Here is an 18,366-nt window from a genome sequence, read left to right as displayed (position 1 = left end):
TACTTCCTTTTTGACCTGACTACCCACCACATTAGCAACTCTAATAATAGATTAAAATCATTAATTATACTTATTTAAAGGGCGAGGGTATCTTCGTCATATCGCTCGTAAATATCGTTAAATAAGTGGAGGTTAAAATGAATTTTTGGGTTTTATTACAAGGTTTTGGTCTAGGGGCAAGTATGATAATCCCTATTGGCGCTCAAAATGCGTACGTCCTAAATCAAGGGATAAAGCGCAACCATCATTTAACGGCCGCTACGATTTGCAGCCTACTCGATACTCTGTTTATCTCATTAGGTATTTTTGGTGGCGGAGCGATCCTGTCGCAAAATGAATTACTGCTAACGTCAGTTACCTTAGGCGGTATTGCCTTTCTAACAGTCTATGGCCTGATGTCGCTGCGCAGCGCTTTTAAAACACACTCAAGTGACGAGTCACAAGGTGAGATACTGGCCCGTGGTAAGCGTACCGTTGTTTTAGGGGCATTGGCTGTAACAGTATTAAACCCGCATCTCTACTTGGATACCGTGGTTATCCTAGGTTCAATTGGCGGGCAGTTTGAAGGTAGTGACAGAATTGCTTTTGCCATGGGCACTATCTTAGCTTCATTCGTATGGTTTTATTCTTTGTCATTAGGTGCTGCGAAATTAGGTCCAACACTCTCTAAACCACATGTTAAGAAAGGCATCGATATTGCAGTAGCGACAATGATGTTTGCCATTGCGCTTGTACTTGCCAACGGATTGATTGAACAATACTGGTAATCCGACTTCAAAATAAACGCAGCCAACAAAAAAGGCGGATAACCTAAGTTATCCGCCTTTCCTTATAAAAGCTTATAGCTATAAAAACTAACTAGAAATTAAGCTTCTACTTTATTCATGTGTACATCCATTTGTGGGAACGGAATTTCGATACCTTCGTCATCCAAGCCTTCTTTGATTGCTTGCATCAGATCGAAATATACATTCCAGTAGTCGGCCGTGTTAACCCATGGACGAACAACAAAGTTGACTGAAGAGTCAGCCAGTGTATGAACACCAACTTGAACACCAGGTTCTTTCAGTACTCGTTCATCTGATTCACAGATTTTAGTCAGTAGCGCTTTTGTCTTCTGAAGATCAGCGTTGTAAGAAACACCGATCATCAAATCAATACGACGCGTATCATGACGTGAGTAGTTTGTAATTGGGCTGCCAATAACGCTACCGTTCGGTACTACGACCATCTTATTGTCTGGCGTTGTTAAAACCGTTTGGAAGATTTGAATTGAATCAACCGAACCTGCCACACCACCAATCTCTACGTAGTCACCAGACTTGAATGGACGGAATGCAACGATAAGTACACCCGCAGCAAAGTTAGACAATGAACCTTGAAGTGCTAGACCTACCGCTAAACCAGCAGCACCAATAACAGCAACCACTGATGCCGTTTGAACACCAAGGCGACCAAGAGCAGCAATCAAAACAATAACAAATAATAAATATCGAACTAAACCGTGGACGAACTCCACAACCGCTCTGTCCATTTTCTTCTTCTGAAGAACCTTAGACACACTATTCGCTACTGCTTTCACAATCAGGTTACCAATAAATAGAATAACCAGTGCTGAGATAATATTTACACCGTATTGGATAAATAAATCTGAATTATTTGTTAACCACTGCTCTGCGTGAGACAAACCATCCACAATTGGAGTCTCAATCGCTGTCGAACTATCAGCCATAATGTGCATCCTCTATATAATATGCTATGAGCTAAACTGCCTTAAGCCAAACTTACTCAACGACAAAAAACAGTTTTATTTCTGTTAAGTCATTGTGTTAAAAGTAAATTAAAGCCAAGTCCTTTTTATAAACTGAACCGAGTTCAATTTTTCGGCACGATATCCTATCTTTGACAGATTGCAAAGCCATATTTATGTAAGTTTTTGAATTAATAAAACTTACCAATAAACACAAATACCGATAACTAAAAGACTACGAAATTTATTCACCGTAGGCTAGGTTTTTCACATATTTAATACAAGTTTTTATCAGACATAAAAAAGCCCGCTCAATGAGCGGGCTTTTAAAACTTAAAGAGTACTTAATTCAAAGAATTATAGTACGTCTACAGCGTTAAGGTCAGCAAATGCTTTCTCAAGACGAGTAACCATTGAAGACTGGCCAGCACGTAGCCATACGCGTGGATCGTAGTACTTCTTGTTTGGCGCAGCTTCGCCAGTTGGGTTACCGATTTGACCTTGTAGGAAATCACGGTTCTCAGCTTCGTATGTACGAACGCCATCCCATGAAGCCCACTGAGTATCAGTATCGATGTTCATTTTGATAACACCGTAGCCGATAGACTCTTGGATTTCTGCTTCAGAAGAACCAGAACCACCGTGGAATACGAAGTTAAGAGCGTCAGCTGCAATGCCAAACTTCTCAGCACAGTATGCTTGAGAATCACGCAGGATAGTTGGAGTAAGTACAACGTTACCCGCTTGGTAAACACCGTGTACGTTACCGAAAGAAGCTGCGATAGTGAAACGTGGGCTAACTGCGTTTAGTTTCTCGTATGCGTATGCAACATCTTCAGGAGAAGTGTAAAGCTCAGATGCGTCCATATCAGAGTTATCAACGCCGTCTTCTTCACCACCAGTACAACCAAGTTCAATCTCGATTGTCATGTTTAGTTTAGCCATGCGAGCTAAGTAAGCTGCACATGTTTCGATGTTCTCTTCTAGAGACTCTTCAGAAAGGTCTAGCATGTGAGAAGAGAATAGAGGCTTACCAGTTTGTGCGAAGAACTCTTCACCAGCGTCTAGTAGACCGTCGATCCATGGAAGAAGTTTCTTAGCTGCGTGGTCAGTATGAAGAATAACTGGAACACCGTAAGATTCAGCTACTGCGTGAACGTATTTTGCACCAGCTACAGCACCAAGAATTTGCGCGCCTTGACCTTCAAGTTTAACGCCTTTACCAGCGAAGAAACCAGCACCACCGTTAGAGAACTGAACAACAACTGGAGCTTTAGCTTTAGCAGCAGCTTCAAGAACAGCATTGATAGTATCAGTGTTGATTACGTTTACTGCAGGTAGAGCAAATTTGTTTGCTTTTGCTACTTCAAATACTTTCTGTACGTCATCGCCAGAAATCACACCAGGTTTTACAAAATCGAAGATCTTAGACATGGAAATAGTCCTATTATTCTATTCGTTTTAAGATAAAAAACTTAAGTTTAAAAATTTGCAATCGTTTGCTCACAACTTGTGCCATTCTAGCAAAAAACTGTGATATGCCGCAAACGTTAAAAGGCGAGATTCACATCTCGCCTTTCTAAATCTATTACGCTTTTGCACGCTCTTCAAGCATCGCAACTGCAGGAAGTACTTTACCTTCAACGAACTCAAGGAAAGCGCCGCCGCCAGTAGAGATGTAAGAAACATCTGCTTTAATACCGAACTTATCGATAGCCGCTAACGTGTCACCACCGCCTGCTACTGAGAAACCTTCAGAGTCAGCGATTGCTTTAGAAATACCAGCAGTGCCCGCTTCGAAGTTTTTGAATTCGAATACGCCTACAGGGCCGTTCCAAAGGATAGTTTTTGCGTTACCGATGATTTCAGCTAGTGCAGCAGTTGAGTCTGGGCCAAGGTCGAAGATCATGTCGTCGTCTTGAACTTCAGAAACGTGCTTAATTTCAGCTTCTGCGTTTTCGTCGAATGCTTTAGCACATGCAACGTCAGTTGCTACTGGGATAGCACACTCTTTCATTAGCTTTTTAGCGGTTTCAACTAGGTCTTTTTCGTATAGAGACTTACCTACATTGTGACCTTCAGCTGCGATGAACGTGTTCGCAATACCACCACCAACAACAAGTTGGTCAGCAATTTTAGATAGAGACTCTAGAACCGTTAGCTTAGTAGAAACTTTAGAACCACCAACAATAGCAACTAGTGGACGAGCTGGGTTGTCCATTGCTTTACCAAGTGCTTCAAGTTCAGCCGCTAGAAGAGGACCAGCACATGCTACAGGAGCATAAGTACCAACACCGTGAGTAGAAGCTTGAGCACGGTGAGCTGTACCGAATGCGTCCATCACGAAGATGTCACATAGTGCAGCGTATTGCTTAGAGAGTGCTTCTTCGTTCTTCTTCTCGCCTTTGTTAAAGCGAACGTTTTCAAGAACAGTTAGTTCACCAGCGTTTAGCTCAAGACCATTTACGTAATCTTTCGCTAGCTTAACTTCGCAGTCTAGTGCGTCGTTTAGGTAGTTAACTACAGGAGCTAGAGAGAACTCTTCGTTGTATTCGCCTTCAGTAGGACGACCAAGGTGAGAAGTAACCATAACTTTTGCGCCAGCTTCTAGGCAAAGTTTGATAGTTGGTAGAGATGCAAGGATACGTGCATCTGAAGTTACTTTACCGTCTTTTACTGGTACGTTTAGGTCAGCACGGATAAATACGCGTTTACCTGCAAGTTCCAGGTCAGTCATCTTGATCACAGACATGATTTGTCCTCTCAAATTTAAATAAAAATAAAGTTTTGGAAACTCAGCAACCCTGCTAAGTCTATAAATTATTCAACTGGTAATTTTTAACTACTCATAATATGTGGACACTTAGCATTTATTTCAAGCTAAAAAATAAATAATCCACACATTGGCTTCTAGGTCTTACTTCTTGCCTTCAGAAGCTTGCATTGCAAGAACCGTATCCAGCATTCGGTTCGCAAAGCCCCATTCATTGTCACACCACACCAGCATCTTCACTAGGTGGCCGTTGCTCACTCGAGTTTGTGAACCATCAACAATTGCGCTATGGGGATCGTGATTAAAGTCGATGGAAACGAGCGGCGCTTCAGTATAGTCAACTATATTGTGTAATGTACACTGGGATGCATTAACAATGGTTTGATTTACGTCATTAACTTTCACATTTGTATTAATTGTGACACTTAAATCCATCGCAGTTACGTTTACCGTAGGCACACGCACGGATATAGCTTCGAACTTGTTAGAAAATTTCGGGAAGATCCTTTCAATACCTTTATGCAATTTGGTATCAACCGGAATGATGGATTGGCTTGCAGCTCGAGTACGACGAAGGTCACTATGGTATGCATCGATAACTTGCTGATCATTCATTGAAGAGTGAATCGTGGTGATGGTACCAGACTCAATACCAAAGGCATCATCAAGCACTTTAATGATTGGAACAATACAGTTGGTGGTGCATGAACCATTAGAAACGATTCGATGATCAGCTTCAATGGTATCGTGGTTAACACCATAGATAATGGTGTTATCAAGGTCATTCGCACCAGGATGTGAAAACAGAACCTTTTTTGCCCCTGCAGCAATGTGCGCTAGGCCATCATCTCGACAACCGTAAACACCTGTACAATCGAGAACAATATCAACCTCAAGGTCACGCCAAGGCAACAACTCAATATCAGCAAGATGTAAGATACGAATCGTATCAAACTCTCCTTTATCTTCTGCACCAATGCCATGATGGACATAGATGTGCTCTTGATCGTTGGAGATCTTCTTACCGAAGCGACCGTGACTGGTATCGTATTGTAATAGGTGAGCCATAGCGTCAGGCTGAGCAAGCTCATTGACAGCTACTACTTTGATTTGTTGGCTTTTGCCACTTTCATAGATAGCGCGCAATACATTGCGCCCTATTCTTCCAAATCCGTTTATCGCGACTTTTAGCATAGTTCCGTACATCTAACCAAAATTTCGTGCAACAGATGATAACTGAATCCTACCTAAAAGGCATTACTTGAATAATTCAGCTTACTTATGACAGGTTGATCTGTTGCTTGTAGGTATTAGTCTAAGTGAAAACAAATCCCAGATACAAAAAACCGAGCTTAGAGCTCGGTTTTTTCATTCATTTCATTGTTAGCACAAGGCTAGCAATCAATGATTAAGCAAGAAGCTCTTTTGCAGTGTTTACTACATTTTCAGTAGTGAAACCGAACATCTTGAATAGCTCGCCTGCTGGTGCAGATTCGCCGAACGTTGTCATACCGATGATCTTGCCACCGAAGCCAACGTACTTGTACCAGAAGTCAGCGATGCCAGCTTCTACAGCAATACGTGCTGTTACGTCAGCTGGAAGTACAGACTCACGATATTCAGCGTCTTGCTTATCGAAAGCGTCAGTTGCAGGCATAGATACTACACGTACTTTTTTGCCTTCAGTTGTTAGTTCAGCAGCAGCGCTAACCGCTAACTCAACTTCAGAACCTGTCGCGATAAGGATAAGCTCTGGCTTGCCTTCACAATCTTTCAGGATGTAACCACCCTTCGCGATGTTTGCTACTTGCTCAGCGTCACGAGGTTGTTGTGCTAGGTTTTGGCGAGAGAAGATAAGTGCAGAAGGGCCATCTTTACGTTCAATTGCCAGTTTCCAAGCAACAGCAGACTCAACTTGGTCACATGGGCGCCATGTGCTCATGTTTGGAGTCAGACGTAGAGATGCAATCTGCTCAACCGGTTGGTGAGTTGGACCATCTTCGCCAAGACCAATAGAATCGTGAGTGTAAACTTGGATGTTCTGAATTTTCATCAGAGCCGCCATGCGCATAGCGTTACGAGCGTATTCCATGAACATTAGGAACGTTGCACCGTACGGTACGAAACCGCCGTGCAGAGCCATACCGTTCATGATTGCGGTCATACCGAATTCACGTACACCGTAGTGGATGTAGTTACCAGAAAAGTCTTCACCGGTTAGCGACTTAGAACCAGACCACATAGTCAGATTAGAAGGCGCAAGGTCAGCAGAGCCACCCATAAATTCAGGTAGCATAGCACCGAACGCTTCTAGTGCATTTTGAGATGCTTTACGTGATGCGATATTTGCTGGGTTAGCTTGAAGATCAGCAATGATTGCCGATGCTTTCTCTTCCCACTCAGCGGGTAGCTCGCCGTTAGTACGACGTTTGAATTCTGTTGCTAGCTCTGGGTGAGCCGCTGCGTATGCGTCAAACTTAGCATTCCACGCTGCTTCTTTCGCTGCGCCTGCTTCTTTCGCATTCCACTCAGCTGCGATATCCGCTGGGATTTCGAAAGGACCGTGTTCCCAACCAAGTGCCGCTTTAGTTGCTGTGATTTCATCAGCGCCTAGTGGAGCACCGTGACAGTCGTGCGTACCCGCTTTGTTTGGAGAACCAAAACCGATAATAGTTTTAGTACAGATAAGCGTTGGACGAGGATCCGCTTTAGCTGCTTCGATAGCCGCGTTGATAGCATCAGAGTCGTGACCATCAACGGCCGGGATTACGTGCCAGCCGTAAGCTTCAAAACGCTTAGGTGTATCGTCAGAGAACCAACCTTCAACTTCGCCATCGATAGAGATACCGTTGTCATCCCAGAAAGCAACCAGCTTACCAAGACCTAGCGTACCGGCTAGAGAACATGCTTCGTGAGAGATACCTTCCATCAGACAGCCATCACCCATGAATGCATAAGTGTAGTGGTCTACGATGTCGTGGCCTTCTTTGTTGAACTGTGCCGCAAGTGCTTTCTCAGCCATCGCCATACCAACAGCGTTGGTAATGCCTTGACCTAGAGGACCAGTAGTCGTTTCGATACCAGGAGCGTAACCGTACTCTGGGTGACCAGGAGTCTTAGAGTGCAGTTGACGGAAGTTCTTAAGGTCTTCAATTGAAAGCTCGTAACCTGCAAGATGAAGCAGAGAGTAAATCAACATTGAACCATGGCCGTTAGACAGAATAAAACGGTCGCGGTCAGCCCACTCTGGGTTTGATGGGTTGTGGTTCAAGTGACCACGCCAAAGAACTTCAGCGATGTCAGCCATACCCATAGGTGCGCCAGGGTGGCCTGAATTTGCTTGTTGAACGCCATCCATGCTAAGTGCGCGAATTGCATTGGCTAGATCTTTACGAGAAGGCATGTCTGCTCCTGAGTACATAAGCGATTTAAAAAAGAGATTGATGCTAAAATTTTCATTTTTATTAGCGCGGGTATTCTCTCAAACGACTTTAGTGACTGCAAACGTTTTACTGGCATTTTAACGGTCATTTTTCGCAATTTTCGAACATTTACGTCACTTGGTAACAGCTGATCTCAACCGATACGCAAACGTTTAGTTATGACATATCATAAAAAAGAGCTTGTAATTCGACCGCTGGAATTTAGAATAGCCGTCTAGATGTAGAAACACCTACAAAATATACTGTATTTAATGGCGGCGCTTCCTAGCTTGCGACGCCTAAAATTATTTGCATTTAACTATTTGCAACTAAAAACTATTTGCACCCAAAAACTAAAAGTGGAGCTCTCATGGCTAAGCACCTATTCACTTCTGAATCTGTTTCAGAAGGCCATCCAGATAAAATTGCAGACCAAATCTCTGATGCTGTTCTTGATGCCATCTTGGAACAAGATCCAAAAGCACGTGTTGCTTGTGAGACTTACGTTAAGACCGGTATGGTTATGGTTGGCGGTGAAGTAACAACGTCTGCATGGGTTGATATCGAAGAAATCACTCGTGAAACAGTACGTGAAATTGGTTACGTTCATTCTGACATGGGCTTTGACGCTAACTCTTGTGCTGTACTAAACACCATTGGTAAGCAGTCTCCAGATATCAACCAAGGTGTTGATAAAGCAGACCCTAAAGATCAAGGCGCAGGCGACCAAGGTATCATGTTTGGTTACGCAACTAACGAAACACCTATCCTAATGCCAGCTCCAATTACTTACTCTCACCTTCTTGTTAAAAAGCAAGCTGAAGTACGTAAGAGCGGCAAGCTTGATTTCCTTCGCCCAGATGCGAAATCTCAAGTAACGTTCCAGTACGACCAAGGTAAAATTGTTGGTATCGACGCTGTTGTTCTTTCGACTCAACATTGTGATTCAGTAACAACGCCAGACCTACGTGAAGCGGTAATGGAAGAGATCATCAAGCCAGTACTTCCTGCTGAGTGGATCAACAAAGACACTAACTTCTTCATCAACCCAACAGGCCGTTTCGTAATCGGTGGCCCAATGGGTGACTGTGGTCTAACTGGTCGTAAGATCATCGTTGATACCTACGGCGGCGCAGCTCGCCACGGTGGCGGTGCATTCTCAGGTAAAGATCCATCAAAAGTTGACCGTTCTGCAGCTTACGCAGCTCGTTACGTTGCGAAAAACATCGTTGCTGCTGGCATGGCTGATCGCTGTGAGATTCAACTGTCTTACGCTATCGGTGTTGCGGATCCAACATCTATCATGGTTGAAACGTTTGGTACTGAGAAAGTAGCTCACGAAATCATCATTGAAGCGGTTCGTCAACACTTCGACCTACGTCCATACGGTCTTCAAGAAATGCTGAACCTTCTTCAGCCTATCTACAAGCAGACTGCAGCATACGGTCACTTCGGTCGTGAAGAATTCCCTTGGGAAGCGACAGACAAAGCAGCAATCCTTGCAGACTTCGCTGGCCTAAAATAATTTAGCCACTGTAATTTATTTCTTTAAAGCCCTTGCTTCTTAAGTAAGGGCTTTATTTTTATGTACTTACCTACCCTCTTCACCCCACAACACCCTCTACCAGTCTTCTTTACCGTTAACCACAAAGTATAAAAAGCGTTCGATAATTTGTGTTTTCTAACACTACTGACAATAGTTAAGGTAACTCCTAGAGGATCAAGCTCACATTTAGCCCCAATGTAGTTAAGCCTTATATCAATAGTTAAGTGAACGCTAGAGCAATAACTAGGACGATTCGAGCGATTTAGCTCAACACCATAACTCTCATGTAAACCACACCACTGAGCTTTATGGAATTATAACTAGGACGTTATTTAACTAGGGGGATATATGCCTCGTACCGTGCACCCATCGGAACTGAACGATAAAAAAGACAAGGTCAGCGATCAAGATTACGCTCGAACCATCCCTTGTAACCAAATTAGTATTTCGGCACCCTTTCATTGGCTGTCTCTAGCCCTGCATGACTTAGTCAAAATGCCTTTAATTAGTGCATTCTACGGGCTGTGCTTTATGGCAGCGGCCATCGCGATTGTTCAACTTGTCCAATGGCAAGGGACGCACTTGGTTGTGATGCCAAGCTTAATAGTATACATGTTGATTGGGCCATTTCTTGCTCTAGGCTTGTATGACGCAAGCTGGGAAAGAGAAAAGGGACACAATGCTAGCTTGTTGCACTCAATGAGAGCTATTACACGAAACTCAACTCACCAATGGGCCTTTGCAATTGTCTTAATGGTCGCAATGATTTTCTGGATGCGAATAGCCGCATTACTACACGCGCTGTACCCATCGGTTCAAGGTGCGCCATTAACTGAGTTTGCTCCCTTCCTGATTACAGGTTCAGTGATTGGCTTGGTCATCGCTAGCTTAATATTCAGTATCTCGGCCTTTTCAATTCCATTAATGATGGAGAGACGTGTTGACGTGATGAGTGCGATTTTCACTAGCTTTAATGCCGTGAAATCGAACATCCCCGCAATGGTCGTATGGGCGAGTATTATTTGTGCTGGTATTCTGGTGGGCTTTGCTACCTACGGCATCGGTATGATCGTGACTATGCCGTTACTCGGGTATGGGACTTGGCACGCTTATCATGAAATCATCAAGAAGAAACATCACGTTTAAATCGTAGAGAGTTCGACGAGCAATGTTATTATGAGGCCTTAGCGTAAATGCTGAGGCCTTTTATTTGGAGTGAACTCGCTTGTCATACACCCCGCAACAACACCGAGCAAACAAGAAATTAGCAGAGTGCTTAATCGTCGCTAACCAACATTTCTCACGCGAATTCCCATGCCCGACCATCACTTACAAGTTAAGAGGTAAAGCGGCAGGAAAAGCCTACCTTCAGTTAAACGAGATAAAACTCAACCAAGTGTTATTCAACGAAAATGAAGACGCCTTTATTAACGAAGTCGTGCCTCATGAGCTCGCGCACCTGATCACACACCAGGTATTCGGACGAGTTAGGCCTCATGGCAATGAATGGAAATACGTAATGGAGAAGGTATTTAACGTACCTGCCAAAACGACCCACAGCTTGGAAATCACCTCAGTGCAGGGAAAAACTTTTGAGTACCGTTGTGATTGCACGACTTATCCTCTGTCGATAAGACGACACAACAAAGTCATCCGCAACCAATCGACTTATCGTTGCCAACAATGCCAACAAACCTTAGCGTTTACCGGCCTTCAATTAAGCTAAGCATTAAGATCACAAGATACCTCGAGTAAATGTAATAGAGAGAACTAACATTTGAGTGCTAGACTGGTATTCATCATACTTTTATCAGTCTTTTTCTATGCAAAAAACCACTCCAAAATCATTTGGCCTACTGGTGTCTTTTTACTTATCAATAGTATTTGGCCTACTGGTAACCCAAAGCGTTTTCGCCGCCCCGCCTAGTTCATTCTCGAAAGCAAAAAAGGAAGCAGTAAAGATTTATCTCGATCACCCTACTTCATTTTATTGTGGCTGTGACATCACTTGGAAAGACAAAAAGAAAGGTATCCCAGATCTGAACGGCTGTGGTTATCAAGTGAGAAAACAACAAAAGCGAGCTTCCCGTATTGAGTGGGAACATGTCGTCCCAGCTTGGCAATTTGGCCACCAGCGTCAGTGCTGGCAAGATGGAGGACGTAAAAATTGCACTCGAAATGACAAGATATTTAAATCAATGGAAGCGGATCTTCATAACCTGACGCCTGCGATTGGAGAAGTAAACGGCGACCGCTCGAACTACAATTTCAGTCAATGGAATGGAATGGATGGCGTGAGCTATGGTCAGTGTGAAATGCAGGTCAACTTCAAACAACGTAAAGTGATGCCACCCGACAGAGCAAAAGGTTCTATCGCGCGTACTTACCTTTATATGAGCCAAGAATATGGTTTCAAGCTATCTAAGCAACAAACCAACCTGATGATGGCGTGGAACAAACAATTCCCTGTCGACAAGTGGGAATGTACCCGTGATCAACGAATCTATGCGATTCAAGGTAATCACAACCCATTTGTTTTCCCTGCTTGTAAATAGCACAACTCAGGCAAGCAACATCTCCAATTGCCTCCATCTCAAACAGGAGTTTCAGAATTGCCCTTGAAACTCTTGCTCTACCCTTGTTTTTTCAGTTAAAAGCATCCATGTTAGGCAGAGATAAAAATACCCAAATGAACATATTTATAGGTTTACCAGCATGAGAATTCCTCGTATCCATCACCCAGAACGCATTCATCAGTTAGGTTCCCTTGCTTTAGGCGAAGATGCCGCGGGTCATGTTGGTCGTGTCCTTCGCATGAAAGAAGGCCAAGAAGTACTTCTATTTGATGGCAGCGGCGCTGAATTTCCAGCAACCATTGCAGAAGTATCAAAGAAGAATGTGACCGTTGATATTACTGAACGCGTGGAGCGCAGCAGCGAATCACCGTTAGACTTACATTTAGGCCAAGTGATTTCACGTGGCGATAAAATGGAATTCACAATTCAAAAATCGGTAGAGCTTGGTGTGAACACCATTACTCCTCTGATTTCAGAGCGCTGTGGCGTTAAGCTTGATACTAAACGTTTCGAGAAAAAGCTCGCACAGTGGCAAAAGATTGCTATCGCGGCATGTGAGCAGTCTGGCCGTAATACGGTTCCAGTTATTCGCCCAATCATGCAACTTGAAGAGTGGTGCAGCGAACCCAGTGAAGCATTAAAGCTAAACCTGCATCCTCGTGCAAAATACTCAATTAATACCCTTCCAGAGCCGATCAGTAAGGTGCGCCTATTGATCGGTCCTGAAGGTGGGTTGTCAGCTGAAGAGATCGGCATGACAGAACAATACAAATTTGAAGAGACGCTACTCGGTCCACGTGTACTTCGTACCGAGACAGCAGCTCTAACCGCAATTACTGCCTTACAAGTCCGTTTTGGCGATCTAGGCTAGGAGAAAAAAATGATCAAACTTGGCATCGTAATGGATCCAATTTCATCCATTAACATCAAAAAAGACTCTAGCTTTGCCATGATGCTTGAAGCTCAAAGTCGTGGCTACGAAATCCATTACATGGAAATGGATGATCTACATTTAGATCAAGGCGTAGCCATTGCTGACACTAAGGTTGTTGAATTAAAAGAAGACCCAAACGGTTGGTACGAGTTCAAATCAGAACAGACTATTGCACTATCTGATTTAGATGCGGTACTGATGCGTAAAGATCCTCCGTTTGATACTGAATACATTTACGCGACTTACATTCTTGAGCGTGCTGAAGAGAACGGAGCATTGATCGTTAACAAACCTCAAAGCCTACGTGACTGTAACGAGAAACTATTCACGGCCTGGTTCCCAGAACTCACGCCGACAACAATCGTAACTCGTAAAGCAGAAAAGATTAAAGCATTCCGTGAAAAGCATGGGGATATAATCCTCAAACCTCTTGATGGTATGGGCGGTGCTTCTATCTTCCGCGTGAAGGAAGGCGATCCAAACGTATCAGTCATCATTGAAACTTTGACTAACCACGGTCAAAACTACGCAATGGCACAAACCTTTGTTCCTGACATCAGCAACGGTGACAAACGTATTCTTGTCGTTGATGGTGAGCCAATGCCTTACTGCCTAGCGCGAATTCCTGCAAAGGGAGAAACACGAGGTAACCTTGCTGCAGGTGGTACTGGTGAAGCTCGTCCTTTAAGTGAGACTGACTGGGCTATTGCACGAGCAGTTGCTCCAGCACTAAAAGAGAAAGGCTTAATCTTTGTTGGACTTGATGTTATTGGCGACAAACTGACGGAAATTAACGTGACTAGCCCGACTTGTATCCGTGAAATTGAAGCTGCTTTTGATATTTCGGTAACGGGTAAATTAATGGATGCAATCGAGCGTCGCGTTAAAGCAAAATAGCCTAAACTAAAGAAAGCCTTAGCTATTCGTAAACACCGAAGTATCTAGGCACAGAATCAATGAGCGGCATTACGCCGCTCTTTTTCCTTTACTGGGAACACACTGGCAGGAGGCTCTATGAATTTAACGAACCACTTTCTGGTCGCTATGCCCGGAATGAAAGACCCATACTTTCAAAACTCGGTGATTTACCTTTGTGAACACAACGATGAAGGTGCAATGGGTTTAATGATCAATGCGCCTATTGATGTCACGGTTGGGAAAATGCTCGATCAAGTCGAGATAGACTCAGTACATCCAAAATCCAATCAAGCTAGCTTAGAAAAGCCAGTATTAAATGGTGGGCCCGTTGCTGAAGATCGAGGCTTTATTTTACATAAGCCTAAAGGCAACTATCAATCTAGCATCAACATGACTGACCAAATTTCAGTGACGACTTCTAAAGATATTCTTACCGTGCTTGGAACTGAAGATGAGCCAATGAATTACTTGGTTGCGTTGGGCTATGCCGGTTGGGAACCTGGACAACTAGAAACCGAGCTTACTGAAAACTCATGGCTAACCGTTGAAGCCGATCCAAAGGTTATCTTCGACACGCCAATTTCAGACCGCTGGAAAATGGCCGTACAGATGCTCGGTATTAATGCAGCGCAGCTTTCAGCTGACGCGGGTCACTCCTAGAATCAACACACATACACGAACCTACTTAATTTAACTCTGGAACCTCTATGTCACGAACAATTATGGCATTTGACTACGGTACAAAAAGTATCGGTAGCGCGATAGGACAAGAAATTACGGGCACAGCAAGCCCTTTAAAAGCCTTCAAAGCTAAAGATGGCATCCCAAACTGGGATGATATTGAAAAGCAAATCAAAGAGTGGCTACCAAACCTTATCGTTGTAGGCTTACCTACAGACCTTCATGGTAAAGATTTAGCAGCTATTACCCCTAGAGCAAAAAAGTTCGCCAATCGCCTCAAAGGTCGCTTTGGTGTGGATGTTGAGCTACACGATGAAAGGCTCTCAACAACAGAAGCAAGAGCGGATCTATTTGAAATGGGTGGCTACAAAGCGCTAAGTAAAGGCAATGTCGATAACCAATCTGCCGTTGTTATTTTAGAAAGTTGGTTTGAAGCACAATATTCTTAGAAAAATTAAGTGAGCAAAGTTTGAGCTAACTTATGATCCCACACGAATGTCACGCCGTAGTGCCAGAGCAATTCATAATAAGGACGTGGGAGTTCATATGAAAATTATTCTAGCAATCTTCGCCGCTCTAACAATATCAGCATGCAGTTCTATGAGCGGAGGCTCAGCAGGCTACACTGGCGAACAGTATCCAACAAAGATTAAATTAGAGAAAGAACGAGGATATTCTGATAATAACAATAGCTACGGCAACCACTAATATATCCAGACAAAAAAAACCGCCTTCACAGCGGTTTTTTTACATTTAACATTTAACATTCAGCATTCAGCATTCAGCATTCAGCATCAATCTAACCCATATCAATCTTCACGCCAGCCAAAGCACCAGTTCCGTAGTCACCATCACCGCGTCTGGTTTTTAGCATTAAGCGTAAGTCATTAGCAGAGTCAGCACTGTGGAACGCATCCTCTTCACAGATCTTGCCTGCTACGACTAAGTCATACAAAGCTTGGTCAAAGGTCTGCATCCCAATCTCTTTTGATTTAGCCATTGTCGACTTGAGTTCATGTAGCTCACCTCTACGAATCAAATCAGATACTCGTGGGCTGTTGAGTAGGATTTCGAACACACCATGACGACCACTGCCATTCTTATCTCGAATAAGCTGCTGAGCGACTACACCACGTAGGTTCATCGACAGATCAAATAAGAACTGTTCTTTTTGCTCTTTAGGCACCAGGTGAAGAATACGTTCTAACGCTTGATTGGCATTATTGGCATGTAAAGTCGCCATACAAAGATGACCAGTTTCAGCAAACGTCATCGCATATTCCATGGTTTCACGACTACGGATTTCACCAATTAAGATCATATCTGGCGCTTGGCGTAATGAGTTCTTAAGCGCGACTTCATAACTTTCAGTGTCGAGCCCCACTTCTCGCTGAGTCACAATACACTTTTTATGTTCGTGCACGAACTCAATCGGATCTTCAACCGTCAAGATATGCCCCGAACGATTAGTATTGCGATAACCCGTCATCGCAGCCATTGAGGTTGATTTACCCGAGCCTGTCGCCCCAACCACCAGCACAAGTCCACGCTTTGCTATTGAAAGGTCTTGTAAGACATCAGGAAGCTTTAACTGCTCGAAGGTTGGGATGTTGGTTTCGATACGTCGAATGACCGCTCCAGGTAACTCTCGTTGAAAAAAAGCACTGACACGAAAGCGACCAAAATCGCGCACAATGGCAAAATTAGCCTCACGCGTTTGTTTGTACTCGTCACACCTGTCTTGATCCATCATCGCATCAAGTAACTGAGCAACCTGAGCCGCATTAAGCTTCTCCCCTTGAGGTCGCAATTCACCATCAACACGAAACAGAACCGGAGCATCTACCGTGATGTAAAGATCCGACGCTTTTTGTGAAAGCATACCTTCAAGGATTTGATTCAATTCCATTTTGTTCACCTTGATTAAAACATAGAGGTTTGAATTTCGATCTTTTTCTCGACCTCTTCTGAATCAACCAAACCTTGAGCCATAAGCTGCTTCGCATTTTGCTCCATGGTTTGCATACCATGTGCAGCGCCCGTTTGAATGATCGAGTACATCTGCGCGACCTTGTCTTCACGGATCAAGTTTCTGATCGCTGGCGTCGCCATCATGATTTCATGACAAGCTACACGACCACCACCGACACGCTTTAACAGCTTCTGGGCAATCACCGAACGTAACGATTCAGACAACATTGAACGCACCATGTCTTTGTCGCTACCTGGGAATACATCGATAATACGATCTATAGTTTTAGCCGCAGAACTGGTGTGTAGAGTACCAAACACTAAATGCCCAGTTTCTGCTGCTGTTAGCGCCAAGCTAATCGTTTCTTGGTCACGAAGCTCACCGACAAGGATAACGTCCGGGTCTTCACGTAACGCACTGCGCAGCGCCGCTTTGAAGCTGTGAGTATCACGATGAACTTCACGCTGATTAACGAGACATTTATTATTGGTATGCACAAATTCGATCGGATCTTCAATCGTCAGAATATGCTTGTTGTGGTTGCGATTTACGTAATCGACCATTGCCGCCAAAGTTGTCGATTTACCAGAACCCGTAGGACCAGTGACCAGCACTAAGCCTTTTTCGTAGTTGGCAATCTTTTCAAAAATATCAGGTGCGCCTAACTGCTCTAACGTGGGAATTTCTACAGGGATAGTTCGAAAGACAGCTGCGCAACCACGAGCTTGGTTAAAAGCATTAACACGGAAGCGACCAACATTGGGTAATTCAAAAGAGAAGTCGACTTCCAATTTTTCCTCAAACTCACCGCGCTGTGAGTCGTCCATGATCTCAAAAACTAAACGATGCACATCAGCATGACTCAAAGCTGGTATTCCAAGCTTCCTAACTTCACCATCTATACGTACCATTGGAGATACACCCGCAGAAAGATGTAGATCTGACGCGTTATGCTTTACACTAAAATCTAGTAACTCAGTGATATCCATTTATTTTCCTTTAAGTAAAGTCAGCTATGAGTAGTATTCAACAAAATATCGAACAAATCACCTCACAGATTCGTAGTGCTGAGCAAAAGTGCGGACGAGCTCCAGACTCCGTGCAACTTTTAGCCGTCAGCAAAACTAAACCTATTGATGCGATTCTAGAAGCCGCACTCGGAGGCCAAGTTGCCTTTGGTGAAAACTATGTTCAAGAAGGTGTAGATAAAGTAAAACACTTTTCAGAACAACATTCTAACCTAAATTTAGAGTGGCATTTTATTGGTCCAATACAGTCCAATAAAACTCGTCCAATCGCAGAAAGCTTCCAATGGGTTCATTCCGTTGATCGCGATAAGATTGCGCAAAGGCTGAATGATCAGCGACCAAGCGGGCTTTCACCTCTACAAGTTCTCATTCAGGTAAATACCAGCGGTGAAGATTCGAAGTCAGGAACGTCAGAAGAGACAGTTTTTGCACTCGCAGAGTTGATTTCGTCGCTCCCTAACCTCACGTTAAGAGGATTGATGTCGATTCCTGCAAACGTATCTGACTATCAATCACAGCTTAATGCATTTTCTCAACTGGCAGAGCTTCAACAAAAGCTAGCCGCTAAGTATCCAAACATCGATACCCTTTCGATGGGTATGAGTGGTGATATGGATGCAGCCGTTGAGGCTGGTAGCACAATGGTTCGTATTGGAACGGCTATTTTCGGTGCTCGTGATTACGCGAAATAGCAAAGAGTTAGCGACCAAAAGTCGATTATAAGTATTGATATCGCTTCGCTTTAACTGCGCAGCGACACGCTCAG

General features: G+C 43.7%; 18 protein-coding genes. 11 read left to right on the top strand and 7 right to left on the bottom strand.

Annotation, left to right across the window (positions count from 1 at the left end; translation table 11 throughout):
* The first annotated feature begins 137 nt into the window (after positions 1 to 137).
* Positions 138 to 767: a LysE/ArgO family amino acid transporter gene (locus tag AACW75_RS02560; protein ID WP_017075405.1), complete on the top strand. Its 630-nt coding sequence runs from the start codon at positions 138 to 140 to the stop codon at positions 765 to 767.
* 98 nt (positions 768 to 865) lie between these two features.
* Here AACW75_RS02560 and mscS read toward each other — a convergent pair whose 3' ends face one another.
* The 5 genes from mscS to tkt all read right to left on the bottom strand — a co-directional run bounded on the left by mscS (position 866) and on the right by tkt (position 7,926).
* Positions 866 to 1,732, bottom strand: coding sequence for a small-conductance mechanosensitive channel MscS (gene mscS / locus AACW75_RS02555; protein ID WP_029225106.1), 867 nt, complete (start codon positions 1,730 to 1,732; stop codon positions 866 to 868).
* Between the two features lie 375 nt (positions 1,733 to 2,107).
* Positions 2,108 to 3,184, bottom strand: coding sequence for a class II fructose-bisphosphate aldolase (fbaA, locus tag AACW75_RS02550; RefSeq protein WP_017075407.1), 1,077 nt, complete (start codon positions 3,182 to 3,184; stop codon positions 2,108 to 2,110).
* A 154-nt stretch (positions 3,185 to 3,338) separates the two neighbouring features.
* Positions 3,339 to 4,502, bottom strand: a complete 1,164-nt coding sequence (locus tag AACW75_RS02545; RefSeq protein ID WP_029225107.1) for a phosphoglycerate kinase — start codon at positions 4,500 to 4,502, stop codon at positions 3,339 to 3,341.
* A 165-nt stretch (positions 4,503 to 4,667) separates the two neighbouring features.
* Positions 4,668 to 5,717 (bottom strand): erythrose-4-phosphate dehydrogenase, encoded by a 1,050-nt coding sequence (epd, locus tag AACW75_RS02540; RefSeq protein ID WP_032497850.1) that lies wholly within the window; start codon positions 5,715 to 5,717, stop codon positions 4,668 to 4,670.
* A 214-nt stretch (positions 5,718 to 5,931) separates the two neighbouring features.
* On the bottom strand, positions 5,932 to 7,926 hold the full coding sequence (tkt, locus tag AACW75_RS02535) for a transketolase (RefSeq protein ID WP_145570438.1): 1,995 nt from the start codon (positions 7,924 to 7,926) through the stop codon (positions 5,932 to 5,934).
* Positions 7,927 to 8,315: 389 nt separating this feature from the next.
* On the opposite strand from tkt, the gene metK reads away from it, so the two are divergent.
* From metK to AACW75_RS02490, 9 genes are all read left to right on the top strand, one after another.
* A complete protein-coding gene (gene metK / locus AACW75_RS02530; RefSeq protein ID WP_017075413.1) occupies positions 8,316 to 9,470 on the top strand; it encodes a methionine adenosyltransferase in 1,155 nt (384 codons plus the stop codon).
* A 369-nt stretch (positions 9,471 to 9,839) separates the two neighbouring features.
* On the top strand, positions 9,840 to 10,637 hold the full coding sequence (locus AACW75_RS02525; RefSeq protein WP_108100903.1) for a DUF2189 domain-containing protein: 798 nt from the start codon (positions 9,840 to 9,842) through the stop codon (positions 10,635 to 10,637).
* A 79-nt stretch (positions 10,638 to 10,716) separates the two neighbouring features.
* A complete protein-coding gene (locus AACW75_RS02520) occupies positions 10,717 to 11,217 on the top strand; it encodes a SprT family zinc-dependent metalloprotease (protein WP_017075415.1) in 501 nt (166 codons plus the stop codon).
* Positions 11,218 to 11,314: 97 nt separating this feature from the next.
* A complete protein-coding gene (locus AACW75_RS02515; protein ID WP_017075416.1) occupies positions 11,315 to 12,046 on the top strand; it encodes an endonuclease in 732 nt (243 codons plus the stop codon).
* A 160-nt stretch (positions 12,047 to 12,206) separates the two neighbouring features.
* Complete coding sequence (rsmE, locus tag AACW75_RS02510) at positions 12,207 to 12,938, top strand: 16S rRNA (uracil(1498)-N(3))-methyltransferase (RefSeq protein WP_102553296.1); 732 nt, start codon at positions 12,207 to 12,209, stop codon at positions 12,936 to 12,938.
* Positions 12,939 to 12,947: 9 nt separating this feature from the next.
* A complete protein-coding gene (gene gshB, locus AACW75_RS02505) occupies positions 12,948 to 13,898 on the top strand; it encodes a glutathione synthase (protein WP_017075418.1) in 951 nt (316 codons plus the stop codon).
* A 117-nt stretch (positions 13,899 to 14,015) separates the two neighbouring features.
* Positions 14,016 to 14,579 carry a YqgE/AlgH family protein gene (locus tag AACW75_RS02500; protein ID WP_017075419.1) on the top strand — a complete coding sequence of 188 codons (564 nt, stop codon included), beginning with the start codon at positions 14,016 to 14,018 and terminating at the stop codon, positions 14,577 to 14,579.
* 47 nt (positions 14,580 to 14,626) lie between these two features.
* Entirely contained in the window at positions 14,627 to 15,049 is a 423-nt protein-coding gene (gene ruvX, locus AACW75_RS02495) for a Holliday junction resolvase RuvX (RefSeq protein ID WP_017075420.1), read from the top strand.
* A 97-nt stretch (positions 15,050 to 15,146) separates the two neighbouring features.
* The gene (locus AACW75_RS02490; protein WP_017075421.1) at positions 15,147 to 15,308 is read left to right on the top strand and encodes a hypothetical protein; all 162 of its coding nucleotides are present in this window, start codon (positions 15,147 to 15,149) and stop codon (positions 15,306 to 15,308) included.
* A 91-nt stretch (positions 15,309 to 15,399) separates the two neighbouring features.
* Here the strand turns inward: AACW75_RS02490 and AACW75_RS02485 are convergent, their stop codons facing one another.
* On the bottom strand, positions 15,400 to 16,509 hold the full coding sequence (locus tag AACW75_RS02485; protein ID WP_145570436.1) for a PilT/PilU family type 4a pilus ATPase: 1,110 nt from the start codon (positions 16,507 to 16,509) through the stop codon (positions 15,400 to 15,402).
* A gap of 14 nt (positions 16,510 to 16,523) precedes the next feature.
* Entirely contained in the window at positions 16,524 to 17,561 is a 1,038-nt protein-coding gene (locus AACW75_RS02480) for a type IV pilus twitching motility protein PilT (RefSeq protein ID WP_017075423.1), read from the bottom strand.
* A 26-nt stretch (positions 17,562 to 17,587) separates the two neighbouring features.
* On the opposite strand from AACW75_RS02480, the gene AACW75_RS02475 reads away from it, so the two are divergent.
* Entirely contained in the window at positions 17,588 to 18,292 is a 705-nt protein-coding gene (locus tag AACW75_RS02475) for a YggS family pyridoxal phosphate-dependent enzyme (protein ID WP_102553300.1), read from the top strand.
* Positions 18,293 to 18,366: the final 74 nt, after the last annotated feature.

Source organism: Vibrio sp. L3-7, from assembly GCF_963898195.1.
Classification (GTDB): Bacteria; Pseudomonadota; Gammaproteobacteria; order Enterobacterales; family Vibrionaceae; genus Vibrio; species Vibrio echinoideorum.
Note: the sequence above shows the minus strand (reverse complement) of the source record. Positions and strands in the feature narration are given on the sequence as shown.